Here is a 17,741-nt window from a genome sequence, read left to right on the forward strand (position 1 = left end):
TTTTAAAACGGAGGCGATAGCATATGGCACTTTATCTATTAGTTGACTCACATGAACCGACACGACGGATTTTACGTCGTAAACTACTGGCAGCGGGACAAGACGTACAGGAAGCAGGATCAGGAGAAGAGGCTTTGGAACAACTCAGCAATGCCGACGTTGATGTCTTGTTGACGGAACTTCGGCTTCCGGAAATGGATGGTGTCGAGCTGTTACGTATTGCCAAACAACGTGCGCCATTAACGAAACAAATCGTGTTGACTGATTATATGCAGGTGCATACGCTGCTCGCAGCAGTAAATGCAGGGAATGTCAGTCGTATGATGACGAAACCTTTGAAAATTGATGAGCGAATACTCTCTATCATGACTAAAATTGGTGATGAAGTCGTCGAGACGAAGCAACGGAAACGTAATTTGGTCAACCATTTTGAGAGCGTGCTTTTGAGTTCAGATCGTCCGTATTGTTTATTTTTTGAAGACGGAACGATTGCCGGTCAACGCTCTCTAATCATTAGTCACTCCGAACAAGAGGTGCGTGAAGAAGATCAGATACAGCGTTTAGAATTCCCCACGCAGTTCGGTACCTACATCTTGTATCAATCAGTCGTCGGAAGCATTACGAAACCCGTTTGAAGAAGAGAGACTCTACACCAATGAAGCTAAGACGCAAGTACATGTAGATGACGCCAACGGTCAACAGCGGATGACGGCTGTATTTTCTTAAATTAGCCTGATGATAGAGAACAGGACGGAAGAAATACCAACGTCGTAAGGCTTTCATGAAGCCGCCCTGTTCCGCGTCGAGCGTCGCGGGCATAACATCGAAGTAATAGCGTTTTTTTCGAAGCAGGTCGTTTAATTCGACCTGCTTTTCGTTGTGGTGTACGTAGGTGAATGTCGCGCGGCGAATGATCCCACCTTGTTCTAAATAACGGATTGTCGGCTGCGTCTCTTCGAAACTGATTTGCGTCGGATCAATCTCACCCGAGGCGACGTACGCCTCGATCCGCCAAAAACGTGCGGCTTCCATCGTATGCGTGTCGAGTTGATCCGTCGGAACGTTGAACAGATTACGTTCAAAGACTTTCACTTGACTGAAGTAATTATCATAATCACTGTACGCGCGTTCGGGAATGACGAGTGCTCCGACGTCTAAATGTGCCTCAAGATACAAGAGACAGCTTTTTAATAACTGCTCTTCGAGTACCATATCGGAATCGATGATGTAAAGGTACTCGACACTGTGTTGCTTTAAGCGATCAATCGCGGTTTTGCGGGCGATACCTCGTTCACCGTGCGGAAGGGAAAGCACTTCGAATCGCGTATCATTTGCTGTCAACCGACGCATCGTCGCGACGGTAGTATCGGTCGAACCATCATCCGCGATGACACAAAGGAAAGAAGCATGTTGTGCCTGAAGTGAGCGGATCGTTTCCGAGATGATTGCTTCATTTTCGTATGTGGACATAGCGATTCCAATCATGAAAAATCCTCCTTCAGTGCGACGGGTATTAATTCGCGTTGCAACCAGTTTCGAAAGGCTTGACCGGTATGATCCCAGTGCAAGGTTTGAGCAAACCGATGACCGGCCGCTTGAATCATTTCGTATTCTTCCGGGTCACGTAAGCAGGCCCGCATCTCGGCAGCGAGTGCACCCGGCGTCTGGCTTTTGGCCATGTAACCGGTCATGCCGTACTGGACGGCATCACGTAGCCCAGGTGCGTCATAAACAATCGTCGGTGTACCGACAGCCGCCGCTTCGCTGACCGTCAGCCCCCAACCTTCTCGTTTGGAAGGAAACAGGAGCGCCGTCGCACGACTCATTCGTTCGAGCTTTTCTGCCTCACTGACGAATCCAAAATAAGTGATGGCGTCACGCATTTCTTCTGGAACAATCGGATGAAGGTGTTCTGTGATATACGCCTCGTCTTTTTTTCCGATGACCCAGAAACGAGCGTCCGGGTACTCCCGTTTGACGATGACGAAAGCTTGGAGTGCATCATTGATTCCTTTATAGGCAGACATCCGTCCAGCATATAAAAAGGTCGGATGTGCTTCTTTCGGCTTCCAGTCTTCCTCGTTCCATGGAGTAAAGGAGAGACCTTCCGGTAGAATCGTCACCTCGTTTTTGGAAAAACCAACAGCTATCAAATCGTCTGCCGTTGACTGGCTGACCGTCAAAGCGCGACCAGTCCGGTACAGCTGTAGGCGTGGTGTCTCCGTCCATTCACCAACGTATGAGAAAGGGGGACGGACGTTGATTTGCCAGATTTCACGTGTCAGTTGATGAATGAAGAGGGCACGTTTCGCTAATGGAACATACAGGGGTGTGAAAAAGTGATGCGTGTTCATCTGGTCGACGACTAAATCAATCGTCGCAGCATGCGACTGGTAATAAGAAAAGGCAAGCGGAACGACGGAAAGTGCAGTACCTCTCCGGATATAAGTGATGCCGTCCAAAAACTCGACATCGTGTCCGCCTTCAAATGCGGGAGAGAAATGGGTGATCTCATACTCGTCACTGACACGTCGGAGCATCTCGTGGGTGAATACTTCCGCACCACCTGCTTTCGGATGTTTGATATCGCGCCAAGATAAAAAAAGTAGATGTGGTTTCATGTTACGCCTCCTTCACTGAATGGGGGTGTCGGGGTAAGGTGAAACGTAATATCAAGGCACCGAGTAAAAAGACACCTGCTTGCGCGAGCAACCAAGTCTCGACGGTCGAATGAAATGTCGTCAAGACAATGATGAACAGAATCAGAATCAACCAATAGCCTTTCAAGTACCGAGTTCTGTGTAGTGAAAACTGGACGAGTGCTTCATATTGAATCAACGTGATGCCGACATAAACGAAAACCATATATTTGATGTAATGAGTTGCCGCGTCATAACCACTCCCAAATAGAATCGGAATCAAATAAGGGACGATCGTCCAATACACTAAAACGGCAAGAGCGAGTCCACCTAATAAAATGCGGTAAAAGCGACGCTCCCAAAGAAGAAAGTCTTCGTCCTGACTTTTTTGGCTTAAGCGCGGTAGCAACAATTGTGCGAGTGATAACGCGACGAACAACAGCAGTTGACCAAATCGTAAGGCAACCGAATAATCTCCTGCTAACTGTGGGAAGTAACGGGTGACGAGTAAACTATCGAGTGTGAAAAACAGCGTCATGACGACTTGTGTATGAACCATATGGACGAGTCCGTTCGCCTGGATACGCCCGCTACTAACGGGAAACGTGACTTGCATCAGGCTTAATAGGTAGGACGCAATCATGCCAGCCAAGATGAACAATAGTGCATAACTGACGTTCGTTTGTTGAATCAAGAGCCATGTGGCTAAGACTTTGACGACGGATTCGATGTAATAAGAGAGGTTCAGGGCATAGAAGCGTTCAGTCGCTTGTAAGACACCACGACGAAAAGATAGAAGGATATGAAACACGATGATCAAATAAACAATAAGCAGGTTTATTTTGGTAAACGGCAGGAAATAAGGTAATGCATAAAGTAAAATAAGTAAGAAGCATCCTGTAACCGCCAGTATGCGGAACCGTAGCTTTTGGTAGTCGTTCGTTTTCTGTTGACTATAGTCCCGAGTCACGGTCCATTGTAAAGCACCACCGATGATGAGCAGAAGACCCAAAAAAGCCAAGTAGGCGTTCAATAATCCATATACAGCACTAGAAAGCTCCCGGGCTAATAACAAATGATAGGCATAGTTCACGAGGTTCAGCGCTACATCTAGAATCGGGAAAATCAATAAGACGGCATGTCGCTGGATGAAACTTGTCATGGAGCCACCTCCCATCAGTCAGAGCTGTTTTACGGAAAGGATGAGACTTATGAGTCAAGGGCATATCGCTGTATTTACCGATCATTCTCGGCACATTCCATACGAATCGTTGATTTCCTACTATCCTGTCCTGTTCTACACACAGCCGGGTAAATGCCCGAACTCCTTCGAACAGATTGCCAGCACTGAAATACAGGAAGCTGAGGAACACGATATTCTTCTATACATCATTGATTATGAGACGCGTGGAGAGGAGCTAGCAATCGCCAATCAAATTCGAGCTGTCCGTCCGCGATCTAAAATTCTGATTGTCAAAGAAGCAGTTCGTTTAAAGGGCGATTTTCCGTACCATACCGTTCAAGGAGATGGAATGCTCCGTCTGTTTTCCTATCGTCCCGCCTATCCGAATGAATTGTTTGCTGAAATCCAGCATATTATCCATCCTGAATATCCCATTTTAAAGGATACTATAGCCTTTATATTGCCAATATTTAACGAAGAGAAACGTTTTAATTATGTAAAAGATTTTTTAGAGTCTCTTGCAACCTTCATCAGTGAAGATTATATCCACGCTTCGATCAATTTCTTTGATGATGCTTCGTCTGACCGATCCAAGGCACTCCTCCAAGAATACCGTTCAATCGTCATGGACGCGACGGATACGTTATTCACGGTCGGCTATCTGGAGGTTCATCATGTCGAGCAAAATACACGAAAAGCAGGCCTATTCATCGAAGGGATGAAAAATATCTCGAGTGATTATTATGTGTTCGTCGACGCGGACAATTCGTTTCGGATTGAAGATATCGCCCGGTTGTTGACGATAGCGCAAGAGGGATACTATGACATCGTCGTCGGAACGAAGGATTTGACGATCGAAGACCGGGGAACTGTCCGCCGTTTCATGAGTTTCGGTAAACGGAATCTGACACGATTCTTCTTACCAAAAGGTGTGACCGATTCGCAGACCGGTCTAAAGATCATTAACCGTCGTGTCGTTCATCGTTTGTTGCCTTATCTGCACGTCGAGAGTGGTCTCGCGATCGATTTAGAGTTGATGTATGCAGCAAAAAAAGAACGCTTGCGGGTCTATCAACAGCCCGTAACCTGCATCGAACGAGAGGGATCACACGTCAACCTTGTTAAGGATTCGATTGCGTTCTTGCAGACGATGTTCAGTCTCTATCAACGGCATAGAAAAGACGAAGCACCAGTTAAATGAAAAAGGACAACGGGGATCGATCCCCGTTGTCCTTTTTAAATACACTATCTCTTGTTTCGTTTCAGGCTAGGAATTCGTTGCTTGAACACGGACGATAGACGTTGTCGGATAGCCAGACCACGATTGCTTGTCATGAAATAAATCAACAAGGTACTAAGTGGGAGCGCTAAGACGAGAATGGTCAGTCCAGCGTAATAAATCGGACGCAATACGACGGTCACATGTGCCGTCTTTTCGTTCGAACGATACAACTGACTGACGCCGTTTAATGCCGTGTCACCACGCATCATTTCCTGGTCCGTCTGGAGTTTAAATAACGGTGTCGGAGAATCATTAACCGTAAAGCGACCGAGTGGCGCATCACTTTTTATATCCCGTCCCATCTGTGAGGCATCGACGTCAAGCGCACGGGCAGGTTCTGTTGCGAACAGCGTACCGCTTTGCTCGGAGAGAACGAGTTGATCGACTAGAATCAGTTGATCGTACGGTAACACTTCTAAATTCTTCAGACGCAATTGCCCAGCCTTTTTCTCATTTCCACGCGTCCAGATATGCAGTTGCATCCGGACGGTCTTCTTCGGTGGAATGACGATTTGTTCGTAATGGTTCCACTGCTTCTTTTTCTTTTCTTCGACTTCATTGATGAAATCCGTACCGATGACACGATCATCTTTATCTAGGTAATACACTTTGAGGTGTCGTTGACGGGCGTTCTTGCTGACAGCGTCGAACTGAATCAAATATTCGTGATCAGGTTTCACCTTCATTTTTTGCGAGGCATATATATACCAATCGCACGAGCAGGTCGGCTCGTAATCAATCGTGTAGCCATCTTCAGTCTCACTCGCGTCGAACATATCATCCGTGATCGAGACACACGTCGCACAATTCGCTGCCGCTTCCGGTTCGGCGAGAGCTTTGTCGGTGCCAATCTCGTTTGGATCAAACTTGTGTAGATCCTTCCAATCGACGAGTGACGGCACCTTGCTCGCATAGGATAGTTCTAGCTGATAGCGTCCCTTCTCGAGTGGGATATCGGATAACTTCACATCGTATAACGCTTGGTAGACGTCACTCAACTCCGTCATCCGGTACGGGAACGCTAAGTGTAGCGGATCGTACGTCACCGTCTGATTACCGATCTGCTGTTGGTGCTTTTGACCGGCTAGAATGTCAGAACGAGACAAGGCGCGTTCGAAGACGACCTGTTTCCCGTCTCGAATTTTGACAGTAATCCGACCATCGTTTCCTGGTGGCGGAGTTAACATCAACTGGAGCTGATAATCGGTCGCTTCCCGAATATCGATCGAACGCTGTAAACGTCCACGTTGCGCAGCGATTCCTTTCCCAAAGCTTAGTCCAGGATAGTTTCGTTCCGACTGCAAGTGCCCCGTGTAATCGAATCCGGTCTCTGCCTCGAGTACCATCAAGGTATTCGTGAAGGCAAGTGTATCGTCGATGCGTTTTTGTAGAGTGGTTAGCTTTTCTTCCGGTATTAGGACGATGTTTTGAATGGCATTAAAGCCTTCCGTGTTCGTCACGCTGAGCGTCGCAGGACCGCTCGGCGTCGTGAACGAACCGAGCGGGACCCAGGCGAGTTTGGCACCTGATCGTTGTTTAGTTGGAATCGTGACGCCTCGTTTATTGAATGTCAGATCGAGTTGTCCGCCTTTTTGGTTCAACAGCACGCGAGCAAAACCAGCGTAACGACCGGCATGCAAGTCTTTTGTCATCGTAAACGTATTCGGGATCATATAATCCTCATAGCTGAAGATTTTAATATCATGGACCCACCAGTACGTTTTCCGCTCGGGGCGCTGGAAGCTGAGTAGATCGATCCGCATCGTTTTTGCGTTTCGTGGCGTGACATATTCACCTTGCAAGTGAATCGCATCGACATCACCGGAATCACGGGGGGCGACGACATACGTTTGATTCAGCTCGCGATCCTTCTCATCAAAGAACCGGACCTTGACATGGAGCCGGTCGACCCCGCGACCGCTCGCTGTGATATCAAAGCGATAGGCGTTATTCGGGCGTGCCGGCAGCTTACCGGACTTCGCGACTTGCCAGATGTATTTCGGGTCGCCTTCTGCGACTTCAGCATGAAGGACAGGCAGGTTATTATCTTTTGACATCGGATTCGGAGACAAGTCAACGATGTCCGGATTATCGGCTTTAAAGAACGTCTCATCCTCAAGCATGGAATTAAAAGAGGCGACCTGTTTCGCTTTTAATCCGTCTAATTTGTAGACGGGCGCGTCAATCCGTGCAGAAGCAAACGATAGACCAATCCCGTCTCCGAAGTCGAGGTCAAACGACGGGTTCGTCATACCTTGCGTCCGTAAATACCAGCGCCAGTCATTATTTCGGAGGAACGTCTTACCCCAGTTCAGGAAAGCATTCGCTGAATCAATCGCTTCGAACGGTTTCCAATAGTATTCTTCCGGTACTTGACTGAGCACAAGATCATTTTTCTCGATCATCTCGACGATATCGCCTTTTTTCATCCAGGAGAGGCTATCCTGATGTCCTTGTGTCGTATACAAAATCGATTGACGACCAAGATCGTACCCATCCAGTGTCGGATAACTGATCGACCGTTCGAGTCCATAAGGGGTCAAAATCAATTGTGGGACGGTCCGTGTATCGAGCGGTGCGATCAAGTCGAACAAGGTGAACAAGCCGACTTGTTTCGTCTGTACGAGATCACGTTGTTCCTGTAGAACCTTTATATTGAAATCTTGTCGCTCCTTCATCCCCGTGTACTCATCCCGGTAGGCGAACTGCTTCAGTCCGAACGCTTTCGCGATTTGTCCGGCTTGTTCGGACCGACCGGTATCGAGTAGATACTGCATGAACGTCATCATGTAACCAATCGTCGGCGACGCCCCTTCATGATGAAAGACGGTATCGTGTGCCGACGTATAGACTTGCACGTCACCTGTTGCTTTGATTTCACCACCTTTTCGTGGATTTTGATTCCAGCGTGGAGTCGCGATGCCGGTACTCGGTTGCGTCATCTCGTCCGCAATCGGGAACTGCAACCACTTCCCATCGACTTCTTCTTGGATAGTGGTGTATTCCTTAGGCATCTTGACCGGATGATAAAAGCCTTCCATATAGACAGTCCGATAAGGGAGGAAAAAGCAGGCGACGACGATCAGTGTCCCGACGATCGAAACAATCCGGTATAGCTGTAAGGGAATCGTCCGGGACGCACGAGTAAAGACAGCGTTCAACCCGACGGCAAGCAGTAAGCTGTAACTGACCATCAAGAGACCAACCAGCTTATTCGGATCGCGGAACATCGCACCGATCAATGGTGTCTTCGTAACGAACAGGACGAACGCATCCGCAACCTGCTCATGGGTACCGGTCGCAAAGACGATTAGCGGAATCGCGAGTAGACCGAAGAACAGGTGGATTGGTTGTCGGTATGCGACGATAGCTCCTAGTAAAATGAGTAAAAGCGTGATGGCGCCAGCAATCCAAAACGTCAGCGGTAACGTCGTCAAATCAAACATCGGCCACCAATAGCTCGTTAAAAATAAAACATTCGTCCAACTCGAGTGCCGACTGAACAACATCAACGTATCGGAGACATTGATGTTGTGCTGTGAGGCTTGCGATCCGGTCAGAATCGAGCCGACGTACATCAAGAACCAATACCCGTTGAATAGTAGAAAAACGAGACCAAACGCACAGGTTGCCCGAACATAAAACCACAGTAATGACGACCAAATCCGTTCTTTGCGACGCGTCCAACTCGTCTTTAGAAAAATAAGTCCGACCATGATACCCATATAGATCAGCGAGAAGAAGAAATAATGAATTCCCGCCGCCATGAAGGCGAAGACGATCGACAGTCCTGTAATATCAATCCATGTTCGTCGACTCAAGCGATCAGACAAACGAAAACCGGGATCGAGCTGTTCGCGAAACTTCGGATCAAAGATGTTGAAGAACAACATCAAAGCGTAAGGGAAGACGGAATACCCACACAATAAATAGATATGTTGAATCCGCGTGATCACCCACGGGTTTAAGGCATAAAACAACGCAGCGATTGCGAAGGCGATCAGTGAGAGATAGGAAAAGTGTTTCGAGACATAAACGGAATGGAGCCGTTTCGTAAAAGCGAACATCGATAGGGCAGAAATCGTCAACAGTCCAATGATGAACGACTTGATCAAAACAGGACCGGAAGAGCCAAACAATAGACCGAGTGCATAGAACGGTAGGATGTAGAGTAGTCGTGCGATATTCAGAAGCGTCGTCGTGCTCCACCGGTTGTTCCAAGCACCGTAGATTTCTTCTAAGTAGCGATGTGAGGACAGTCCGAAAGACATGTCGCTGAACGTCACCATACCGGAACGAAACAACGGAAAGCTATAGATCAGGATGAATACAAACATACCAGATAGGACAAGGATGTCCTTACGGTACGTATACATGAAGTTCTTGAGGCGTTGACGGAACGAGTGCATCGGACAACTCCTTTCTGCGAAAATCCGTGCTGACACTCTTCTCTACAGGAGGGCGATATTCCTAGAAATGGATGTACTTATTTTAGCAATGATCGGTTGAATTTCCGTCCGCCATAAGTCGGAGCGTTAAGGAGAAAGGCTTCCGGGTAAAGACCTACAACGAAACGAGTAGGAGGAAAGCGTATGAAATGGAAGGGAAGAGAACGGAGTTCGAACGTTGAGGATCGACGGGGAATGGGAGGGAAAGGAATTGCCGGCATCGGTGGTGGTGTCGGGATCATCCTGCTGATCGTCATCACCTTGATGGGCGGTAATCCAGCTGAATTACTCGGAGACTTAACCGGTGGGAATCAGCAAAATACGACATATGAAGAAACAGCACAGGAAAAAGAAGCAGCGGACTTCGTCTCCGTCGTCTTAGCAGATACGGAACGGGTCTGGACGAAAGAATTCAAAGAAGATGGTAAGACCTATAAAAAACCGAAGCTCGTCTTATATACGGATCAAGTCAGTTCGGCTTGCGGACAAGCAGGGAAGTCCGTCGGTCCCTTTTATTGTCCCGGTGATCAGAAATTATACATTGATTTAAGCTTTTATGATGAACTGCAGACGAAGTACGGGGCACCGGGCGATTTTGCGATGGCATATGTCATTGCACATGAAGTCGGACACCATGTCCAGACGTTACTCGGAAAGTCGGATGAGATCATGCCACTTCGAGAGCAAATGAGTGAGGAGAAGTTCAACAAGTACCTCGTTCGATTCGAGCTACAGGCAGATTATTATGCCGGCGTCTGGGCGCATCATGCGCAAGGAGAAAACTTGCTCGAAGAAGGCGATCTCGAAGAAGCGTTGACGGCAGCGAATGCTGTCGGGGATGATACGTTACAAGAGAAAGGACAAGGATATGTCGTACCGGAAAGTTTCACTCACGGCACATCGGCGCAACGGGAGCGTTGGTTCCAAAAAGGCTTTGATAACGGCACGATCGAAGGTGGAGACACATTCAAAGCGAAGAATCTATAGGACAGAAAACGACAGTCCTTTTGAAACATCTTCCAGTCGTTTCCGTAAAGAAGAGGGAAGGATTCAAAAGGGAGTGTCAAAGTTGAAGCAGATCAGTCTATTTTTGTTGCTGTATACAGCTGTTGTCGTATTGACGTACATCGTGTCACGATTTGCGCCAGACTTGTTGGTCTACATGGTCTATATCGCGATTGCATCGTTACTTGTCATCACGGGCTATTTATTGAAACGGCTCGTACTGAAGCGCTAAATACCAAAAAACCTGTGTTCTGCTTACGCGGAACACAGGTTTTTTGGTATTTAAAAGCCATCTTATGAACGGAACATCGTCGGATCATCTGGAACGTTCTCCAGGTAAGCGATCCGTCCGTTTTCATCGAGACGTGCGATATCTTTTCCGTCTTGCGTGAAGACACTACCATCTGCCCGTTTTCCGCAAACTGCCCAGCGTGTTTCATATGTTCCTGGTGTTGTTTCTTCCCAGCCTGCGTACATGTGCTTAATGTCTTGATTCGCCGTAAACACATGACGGACGAACTGTTTCCAGGCGTCGATGCCGTGCTTTGGTTGTCCGTTCAGGACGAACGTGATGTCTGTCGTGAATAAGGAAACGAGATCCTCGAAAGCTTGTGCGTCTGTGCGTGACGCGTCGAATAAGTCGAAATAACGATTCAATACCATAGTAAAAACCTCTTTCTGTACATTAAAGTGTCATCATCCGGTCTGTGATTAACGCATGCAATCGTTCTAAATGCTCCGGTGGACAGGAGGCATCGATCGCTTGACGGATCGAGCCGATCGATTCGCGCTTCAACGTCGATTGCCACGCATCTTCCGCCTCTGTCATCAGATTCGAGAGTAGACCGATTTCCTGTTCCTGAATTCCCATCAAATCCTCGAAGACACCGCTTGACGCATACAACGTCTGTTTGCCCTCGATCGCTTGATAGACGTCAAAGATTTGAATTTCGTCTGCCGGACGTCGTAAGCGAAAGCCCCCTTTGACACCCGGTACGGAATACAATAGATCCGCCTGGACGAGTTTTCGTAAGAGCTTTTGAAAATAAGTCGGCGAGGCACCGAGTTGCTGGCTGATGAATTCACCGGGCAACACAGCGCGATCCGGAAGGAAGGTCAAAAGCAACATCGCATAGACGGATTGCTCGACCCCGGTTTTCATTTGCATGAGAAATCTCCTTTCGTTAAACGTGGATAATGTATATCCATAATAGTTTTATTCGAAAGAATTGTCGAGTCATATGCTCTCACAAAACCGTCACACCTTTTCGACAGCATCTGCATGGCATCCCCGTTCCGGATTCGGTATACTAAATGTACGATATGTGAAAATATTCACTAAAAGTCGTTCACACTTTGTGAAAGGACGTTTGTATATGAATCCATTAAAAGGAATCGTTCAGATTCCACGTAGTATTCTTATTCAATTCATCATGGCAGCTTTCCTGATGGGGGTTGCGGTCGTCGGTCAATCGTATGGTATCGTGTTGACGGTCGATCGGATTTTCCTGAAGGAACAACCGTTTGAAGCCGTCATTCCGTTACTACTCGTCGTCCTCGGGATGCTGTTGCTCCGGGTCGCCGTGACGTATTGGAACGGTCGTCTCGGTACGACGTTATCGGCACACATGAAGCAGGCGCTTCGGGAAGCACTCGTCGCGAAATACACAGGTCGTTCGGTCGAAATGATGCTACAAGGGCAAGTGGGACAGAAGGTCAGTGTTTTGCTCGACGCTGTAGACGAGATGGACAGCTATTATAGTCAATACTTGCCGAAAGTCGTCCAGACGACGATTGTTCCCTTGATGGTCTTGATCGCGGCATTCAGCTATGACTGGATCACCGGTCTCGTCATGATGATCACAGCACCGTTCATTCCGTTGTTCTATATCATCATCGGCATCATGACGCAAAAGCGGGCGGATGCTCAACTCGAGAAGATGACGGCGTTCTCGGGAACGTTTCTCGATACGTTGCAAGGACTGACGACCTTGAAGTTATTTGGTCGTGCGAAACGACAACGTGACGTCATCGAAAAAAGCAGTCTTGATTTCCGGGATGCGACGTTAACGGTTTTGAAGCTCGCCTTCTTGTCGTCGTTAATGCTTGAGTTCATCTCGATGCTCAGCATGGGAATGATCGCACTTGAAGTCAGTCTGCGCTTGATTTTGTTCCAAAGCATCACCTTCATCCCGGCGTTCTTGATGCTCGTGTTGGCACCAGAATACTATCTTGCCTTAAAAGAGATGGGAGCTGCCTTCCATACGGGACGCGGTAGTGTCGCGGCAGCGAAACAGATCGCAGCCGAACTGACGGCAGACGATCGTCCTACTGCCTTCGGTCAATCGGAACTTGCGACCGATCGTCCACCACGAATCGTTTTGGATGAAGTTGATTTTACGTATCAAGAAGGACGTTTTGCCTTACAAGACGTGACACTTGCGATCGAACCGTATCAAAAGGTGGCGTTGATTGGTCGCAGTGGTGCCGGTAAGTCGACTGTCTTACAGTTGATTGCCGGACTCGCGGATCCAAAAGAAGGACGGATTCTGCTTGACGGGGTTAATCGCAGTCAGGTGGAGGAAGCGAGCTGGTTCCGTCAGTTGAGCTACATCTCGCAGCATCCGTATCTGTATGCCGGAACGCTGGCAGAAAACATCGCGATCGGTGAACTCCGTCAAGCGACGCCGGAAGAGATTTTTGAGGCGGCGCAGGCAGCAGGGCTCGAGGAGCTGATTGCGACGTTACCTAAAGGGATCGACACAGTGATCGGAGAAGGCGGACGTGGTCTATCAGGTGGCGAGAAACAGCGTGTTGCGCTGGCACGAGCGTTCTTGAAACGACCGAACGTCATCGTCTTTGATGAACCGACGACAGGACTCGACGTCAAAACGGAGCGACTGCTTCAACAAGCGATCGAACAGCTTGGACAAGCAGCGACAGTCATTACTGTCGCACACCGTCTGCATACGATCGAGCGCTCAGATCAAATCGTCGTCCTCGATGGCGGACGAATCGTCGATCGTGGCACTCACGATGAACTGCTTGGACGTGATTCGGAATATGCTCGGATGCGTAGCGTCCAGAGAGGGGAGGAAACACGATGAAGGAACTACTAGGAGTCTTTCGGTTGATGGTGCATCAAAAACGCGATATCGCCTGGTCGATCTTCTTCGGTGTCCTCGCCGGAGTGACAGCGGTCGGTTTATTCGCAGCAAGTGGTTACCTGATTTCAAAGGCAGCCTTGTTGCCACCGATTCAGACGCTTGCCGTCCTGATTGCGCTACAAAAAATCTCGAGTCTGACGCGCGCCGTCAGTCGGTATGCGGAACGTTATTATTCGCACCGGGCGACGTTTACGATCCTTAGTGATATCCGGACGTCGTTCTACCGGAGACTCGAGCCGCTCGCGCCAGGAATTTTCGGCAAATACCGGAGTGGGGACTTACTTGCTCGGATCGTCGGTGACGTCGAAAGTCTGCAAAATACGTTCTTACGTGTTCTTTATCCACCGATCGTCTTGTTGCTTGTCTTCTTCTGTACGATCTTTTTCGTCAGTTTCTTCTCGTGGACGATTGCCGGGATTCTATTGCTTGGTTTGATTCTGACCGGTTTCTTGATTCCGGGTTGGTTCGCGTACCGCGAACAACGTTTCGCACGTTCGGTCCGTGTCCGCCGTGGTGATCTGTCGACAGAAGTGACAGAATTGTTCCAAGGCTATCGTGACTTAAAGATTTACCAGCAACTTGATCAAAAAGAACAGGACTTGAATGCCGTCGCAAAACGGTATGTCGAGGAAGAAAAACGGAACGGATTACACGCCGTCTCGAACCTTGCTTTGAATACGATGGTGACGCTGATCATTTCATGGCTTGTCCTCGGTGTTGGTGCTTATCTCGTCGCAAGTGGACAACTCGAGGGAGTTTTCCTCGCTTTACTCGTCATGACATCGCTGACGGTCTTTGAGAATGCGGCGCCGATGGCGATTTTACCGGGCTTCTTCGAAGATAGCCGGCATGCTGCGAAACGACTCGATGAGGTCGTGACCGAGCAAGAGGAGCCAACGTACACTCCGTTCGTCCTCGATCAGGCACCATCCTTTGAAACGAAAGCGTTGACGTTCACTTTCCCTGATGCACCGCGTCCGGTCTTACGTGACGTCACCGTCTCGATTCCTGCCGGCAAGAAGACGGCGATCGTAGGAGCGAGTGGTTCCGGGAAATCAACGTTACTTCAATTGATGCTACGGATGTATCCGACGGACGGATTAACGATTGCTGGTCAAGACAGTCAGACGGTTGATCCGGAAGGACTTTGGCAACACGCAAATGTCGTCCTGCAACAGAATCATTACTTTTATGGAACGCTTCGCGATAATCTATTGCTTGCGAACGAAGCAGCAACGGACGAGGCGATGCGTCAAGCGCTCGATGATGTTGGGTTAACGACGTTCGAATTAAACGATCGTGTATTTGAAAAAGGCGAGAACTTGTCTGGAGGAGAAAAGCAGCGGCTAGCGATTGCTCGTGTGCTTTTGCGGGAAGCGTCGCTTTACTTGCTTGACGAACCGACATCTTCCGTTGATGCTTTGACGGAACATATGATTCTCGATCGATTGTTCACGCGAGCGGAGGACGCGACACTTGTCCTCGTCAGCCACCGGTTAGCGGGTCTTGAAGCGATGGATCAAATCATCGTCATGGATCAAGGTCACGTCATCGAAGTCGGAACGTATACCGAATTGATGGCGCGACAAGGAGCGTTCTATGAGTTAAAACAAGTCGAACAGTCTGTGTTTGCTCCGATTGGCTAATAAGTAGTAAAAGATAGAGATCAATCAACAAATGTTTGACGAACAAAAGGTCGTTTTCCGAATGAAAAATCGGAAAGCGACCTTTTTTGTTAAATGGGCGAAGAAGCAGATTCATCTTTGACTCCTACATGAAATAAGAAAGAGTCAAAAAGACATGACAGTCCACCTCTGAAATGGTAAAGTCTAGAAAAAACATGGGGGGGATTTCATGCGGATCGAGCAGTCATCCATCGTCGTCGATCAGACGACCATTTCGTATGATCATTTTCAAATGGGATCAAAACAGGTCTGCTTCTTGATTTCGGGAGCGTCTTACTTATACGACCATCCTTACTTTTACTACAGCCGGATGGCACTACTCGCTCGAGGCATCGATGTCATCTGTATTCACTACGTGACGGAAGAATTATTTTCGATGTCAGACGCGGAATCAAATGCCTGTATGACGCGCCGGGTCGACGCTGTCGTCTCAGAAGTACTAGAGAAGCATGCATATGAAAACGTCCAGTTCATTGCGAAGTCGTTAGGAACGATTCCGCTTGCTGCGTTACTTGCTAAACCAAATCTACAGACAGCACGCTTCGTCTTTTTAACACCCGTTCTTAAAGCCGAAGTGGTCGAGCAAATCGTCACATCGACGCAAGCTGGACTGATTGTCATTGGCACGGCTGATAAGTTTTATGATGAGGCAGCACTTGAAACATGTCAGACATCACAATTAATGATCGATGTTATCGAAGGAGCGAATCATTCACTCGATCAAGGATTTGAGGTCGATTCGTCACTTGCAGTTCTTGGACACGTTATTCGTCAGATCGAAGTGAGTTTGTTTGAATCGCTACATCAGTAAAAAATCCGTCCAGCAGATTCTCTGCTGGACGGATTTTTTAGTATGGACGAAGTAAGGCACGGACGGGACTACCGTCGCCATCGACGAGCGGTAGCGGGACGGCATTCAGGTGGTAATCGCCAGGTGTGATCGCATCGAGAACAAGTCCTTCAAGGATATGGACACCATGTTGCGCGAGGGAGTGATGGGCTGCCATCTCCTTGCTATCGATCGCATCAACGCTTGGTAAATCCAGCCCGATCAGCGAAACTCCAAGTTCTCCGAGTCGCTCGGCAAGACTTGGCGTCAACACGGGAATCGTTTCTGGGAAAGTCGACTTATCAATCCAACCATCCGTTTTGATGATCAAGCGTCGGACGTCAGTGAGATCAAATCCTTCCAAATCGGCAGCTGTAATTTCTGTTCGACCCGGCAAGTAAATGACACGAGCATGTCCGATATAGAGATCCGGATCCAGATCGATGATTTTTTGCCCCGCATCATCAAAATGAAATGGTGCATCGACATGAGTACCGGTATGCAGACTCATCGTTACTTTGCCGACGTTGACGGAACCGGTGTCTGCTTTATTCCATGTCAGTGTGGCCTCAAATGGTGTATCGCCCGGCCACGTCGTGACGTGGCGATCAAGTGGTTGTGAAACATCAATCCATCGCGTCATTGCTAAATCCTCCTCATAATGTCGTGCGGACCGACCATAGTTCTGGGAAGAACCGGTGGTCGAGCACACGCCGTAGATAACTGACACCAGACGAGCCACCTGTTCCTGGCTTCTGTCCGATGATCCGCTCGACGGTACTCATATGGTTAAAGCGCCACATCTGTTGCTGACTCCCGATATCAAGTAGTTTTTCGCCGAGTTCATACAGATCCCAGTACCGCTCGACATCTCGATAGACGCTTGCCCAAGCAGCCTCGACACTCGCATTCGGTGTCCAGTCTTGTGTAACATCACGTTCGAGGACAGACTTATCGATTGGTAGTCCATGTCGTGCCATCGCTCGGATCGTTTCGTCGTAGATGCTTGGTGTCTTCAAGTCTTCGAGCATCATCGGATAGAGTGTTTCGTCATGCGCGTACACTTTTAGCATCTGCTCATTTTTGAAGCCGAGCGCAAATTCGATTTGCCGGTTTTGATACGATTGGAATCCGGATGAATGACCGAGAGCATCGCGGAATTCCAAATATTCGGCAGGGGTCAAGGTCGACAGAACATTCCACGACTGGATCAACTGATGCTGAATCTTTGAGATCCGTGCGAGCATCTTAAATGATGATTCGAGATCATCATTTGCAACGGCTTGCGTTGCCGCACGCATCTCATGCAAAATCAACTTCATCCATAGTTCGCTCGTCTGATGAATGATGATGAACAACATCTCGTCATGATGCCCCGATAAGCGATGTTGACTCGTAAGCAAAGGATCTAATTGCAAGTAGTCTCCGTAGGACATGTCTTTCTTAAAATCCGTTTGAATCGATGCTTCAATAGACGTAGGATCAGTCTTTTCCATACCTGTT

15 protein-coding genes are annotated in these 17,741 nt (G+C 48.3%); 7 read left to right on the top strand and 8 right to left on the bottom strand.

From position 1 onward, the window contains the following. The first annotated feature begins 23 nt into the window (after positions 1-23). On the top strand, positions 24-635 hold the full coding sequence (locus ADM98_RS04100) for a response regulator (protein WP_053452380.1): 612 nt from the start codon (positions 24-26) through the stop codon (positions 633-635). Here ADM98_RS04100 and ADM98_RS04105 read toward each other — a convergent pair. Genes ADM98_RS04105 through ADM98_RS04115 form a run of 3 tightly spaced genes read right to left on the bottom strand, consistent with a single transcriptional unit; the run spans position 619 to position 3,801 of the window. Then, entirely contained in the window at positions 619-1,485 is an 867-nt protein-coding gene (locus ADM98_RS04105; protein ID WP_053452381.1) for a glycosyltransferase family 2 protein, read from the bottom strand. The genes ADM98_RS04100 and ADM98_RS04105 overlap by 17 nt on opposite strands. After that, on the bottom strand, positions 1,482-2,621 hold the full coding sequence (locus tag ADM98_RS04110; protein ID WP_053452382.1) for a glycosyltransferase family 4 protein: 1,140 nt from the start codon (positions 2,619-2,621) through the stop codon (positions 1,482-1,484). Before ADM98_RS04110 ends, ADM98_RS04105 begins: the two co-directional genes overlap by 4 nt. 1 nt (position 2,622) lies before the next feature. Continuing rightward, the gene (locus ADM98_RS04115; RefSeq protein ID WP_053452383.1) at positions 2,623-3,801 is read right to left on the bottom strand and encodes a hypothetical protein; all 1,179 of its coding nucleotides are present in this window, start codon (positions 3,799-3,801) and stop codon (positions 2,623-2,625) included. Positions 3,802-3,850: 49 nt separating this feature from the next. Here ADM98_RS04115 and ADM98_RS04120 point away from each other — a divergent pair, with 49 nt between their 5' ends. Further along, entirely contained in the window at positions 3,851-5,023 is a 1,173-nt protein-coding gene (locus tag ADM98_RS04120; RefSeq protein WP_053452384.1) for a glycosyltransferase, read from the top strand. A gap of 44 nt (positions 5,024-5,067) precedes the next feature. On the opposite strand, the gene ADM98_RS04125 is transcribed toward ADM98_RS04120, so the two are convergent. After that, entirely contained in the window at positions 5,068-9,513 is a 4,446-nt protein-coding gene (locus tag ADM98_RS04125; RefSeq protein WP_053452385.1) for an MFS transporter, read from the bottom strand. Between the two features lie 183 nt (positions 9,514-9,696). Between ADM98_RS04125 and ypfJ the strand changes: the two genes are divergently transcribed. Continuing rightward, a complete protein-coding gene (gene ypfJ, locus ADM98_RS04130; RefSeq protein WP_053452386.1) occupies positions 9,697-10,539 on the top strand; it encodes a KPN_02809 family neutral zinc metallopeptidase in 843 nt (280 codons plus the stop codon). A gap of 82 nt (positions 10,540-10,621) precedes the next feature. Then, positions 10,622-10,789, top strand: coding sequence for a hypothetical protein (locus tag ADM98_RS17310; protein WP_156501855.1), 168 nt, complete (start codon positions 10,622-10,624; stop codon positions 10,787-10,789). A gap of 62 nt (positions 10,790-10,851) precedes the next feature. Here the strand turns inward: ADM98_RS17310 and ADM98_RS04135 are convergent, their stop codons facing one another. Continuing rightward, on the bottom strand, positions 10,852-11,220 hold the full coding sequence (locus ADM98_RS04135) for a nuclear transport factor 2 family protein (protein WP_029343141.1): 369 nt from the start codon (positions 11,218-11,220) through the stop codon (positions 10,852-10,854). Between the two features lie 22 nt (positions 11,221-11,242). Then, positions 11,243-11,725 (bottom strand): Rrf2 family transcriptional regulator, encoded by a 483-nt coding sequence (locus ADM98_RS04140; RefSeq protein WP_029343142.1) that lies wholly within the window; start codon positions 11,723-11,725, stop codon positions 11,243-11,245. Positions 11,726-11,933: 208 nt separating this feature from the next. Here ADM98_RS04140 and cydD point away from each other — a divergent pair, with 208 nt between their 5' ends. From cydD to ADM98_RS04155, 3 genes are all read left to right on the top strand, one after another. Next, positions 11,934-13,664, top strand: coding sequence for a thiol reductant ABC exporter subunit CydD (gene cydD / locus ADM98_RS04145; RefSeq protein ID WP_053452387.1), 1,731 nt, complete (start codon positions 11,934-11,936; stop codon positions 13,662-13,664). Beyond that, positions 13,661-15,370: a thiol reductant ABC exporter subunit CydC gene (gene cydC, locus ADM98_RS04150; RefSeq protein WP_053452388.1), complete on the top strand. Its 1,710-nt coding sequence runs from the start codon at positions 13,661-13,663 to the stop codon at positions 15,368-15,370. Before cydD ends, cydC begins: the two co-directional genes overlap by 4 nt. Positions 15,371-15,578: 208 nt before the next feature. Beyond that, positions 15,579-16,220 carry an alpha/beta hydrolase gene (locus ADM98_RS04155; protein ID WP_053452389.1) on the top strand — a complete coding sequence of 214 codons (642 nt, stop codon included), beginning with the start codon at positions 15,579-15,581 and terminating at the stop codon, positions 16,218-16,220. A 37-nt stretch (positions 16,221-16,257) separates the two neighbouring features. On the opposite strand, the gene kynB is transcribed toward ADM98_RS04155, so the two are convergent. Together kynB and kynA are read right to left on the bottom strand one after the other, a co-directional pair. Continuing rightward, positions 16,258-16,881 carry an arylformamidase gene (kynB, locus tag ADM98_RS04160; RefSeq protein ID WP_053452390.1) on the bottom strand — a complete coding sequence of 208 codons (624 nt, stop codon included), beginning with the start codon at positions 16,879-16,881 and terminating at the stop codon, positions 16,258-16,260. A gap of 13 nt (positions 16,882-16,894) precedes the next feature. Continuing rightward, positions 16,895-17,734 carry a tryptophan 2,3-dioxygenase gene (gene kynA, locus ADM98_RS04165; protein WP_053452391.1) on the bottom strand — a complete coding sequence of 280 codons (840 nt, stop codon included), beginning with the start codon at positions 17,732-17,734 and terminating at the stop codon, positions 16,895-16,897. Positions 17,735-17,741 lie beyond the last annotated feature (7 nt).

The organism is Exiguobacterium sp. BMC-KP, assembly GCF_001275385.1.
Taxonomy (GTDB): Bacteria; Bacillota; Bacilli; order Exiguobacteriales; family Exiguobacteriaceae; genus Exiguobacterium_A.

Coding starts and splice junctions, on each gene's coding strand:
- ADM98_RS04140 (WP_029343142.1), bottom strand. CDS start 11,725: ATGCAAATGAAAACCGGGGTCGAGCAATCCGTCTATGCGATGTTGCTT.
- ADM98_RS04105 (WP_053452381.1), bottom strand. CDS start 1,485: ATGATTGGAATCGCTATGTCCACATACGAAAATGAAGCAATCATCTCG.
- ADM98_RS04155 (WP_053452389.1), top strand. CDS start 15,579: ATGCGGATCGAGCAGTCATCCATCGTCGTCGATCAGACGACCATTTCG.
- ADM98_RS04125 (WP_053452385.1), bottom strand. CDS start 9,513: ATGCACTCGTTCCGTCAACGCCTCAAGAACTTCATGTATACGTACCGT.
- ADM98_RS04110 (WP_053452382.1), bottom strand. CDS start 2,621: ATGAAACCACATCTACTTTTTTTATCTTGGCGCGATATCAAACATCCG.
- ypfJ (WP_053452386.1), top strand. CDS start 9,697: ATGAAATGGAAGGGAAGAGAACGGAGTTCGAACGTTGAGGATCGACGG.
- ADM98_RS04115 (WP_053452383.1), bottom strand. CDS start 3,801: ATGACAAGTTTCATCCAGCGACATGCCGTCTTATTGATTTTCCCGATT.
- ADM98_RS04135 (WP_029343141.1), bottom strand. CDS start 11,220: ATGGTATTGAATCGTTATTTCGACTTATTCGACGCGTCACGCACAGAC.
- kynB (WP_053452390.1), bottom strand. CDS start 16,881: ATGACGCGATGGATTGATGTTTCACAACCACTTGATCGCCACGTCACG.
- cydD (WP_053452387.1), top strand. CDS start 11,934: ATGAATCCATTAAAAGGAATCGTTCAGATTCCACGTAGTATTCTTATT.
- kynA (WP_053452391.1), bottom strand. CDS start 17,734: ATGGAAAAGACTGATCCTACGTCTATTGAAGCATCGATTCAAACGGAT.
- ADM98_RS04100 (WP_053452380.1), top strand. CDS start 24: ATGGCACTTTATCTATTAGTTGACTCACATGAACCGACACGACGGATT.
- ADM98_RS04120 (WP_053452384.1), top strand. CDS start 3,851: ATGAGTCAAGGGCATATCGCTGTATTTACCGATCATTCTCGGCACATT.
- cydC (WP_053452388.1), top strand. CDS start 13,661: ATGAAGGAACTACTAGGAGTCTTTCGGTTGATGGTGCATCAAAAACGC.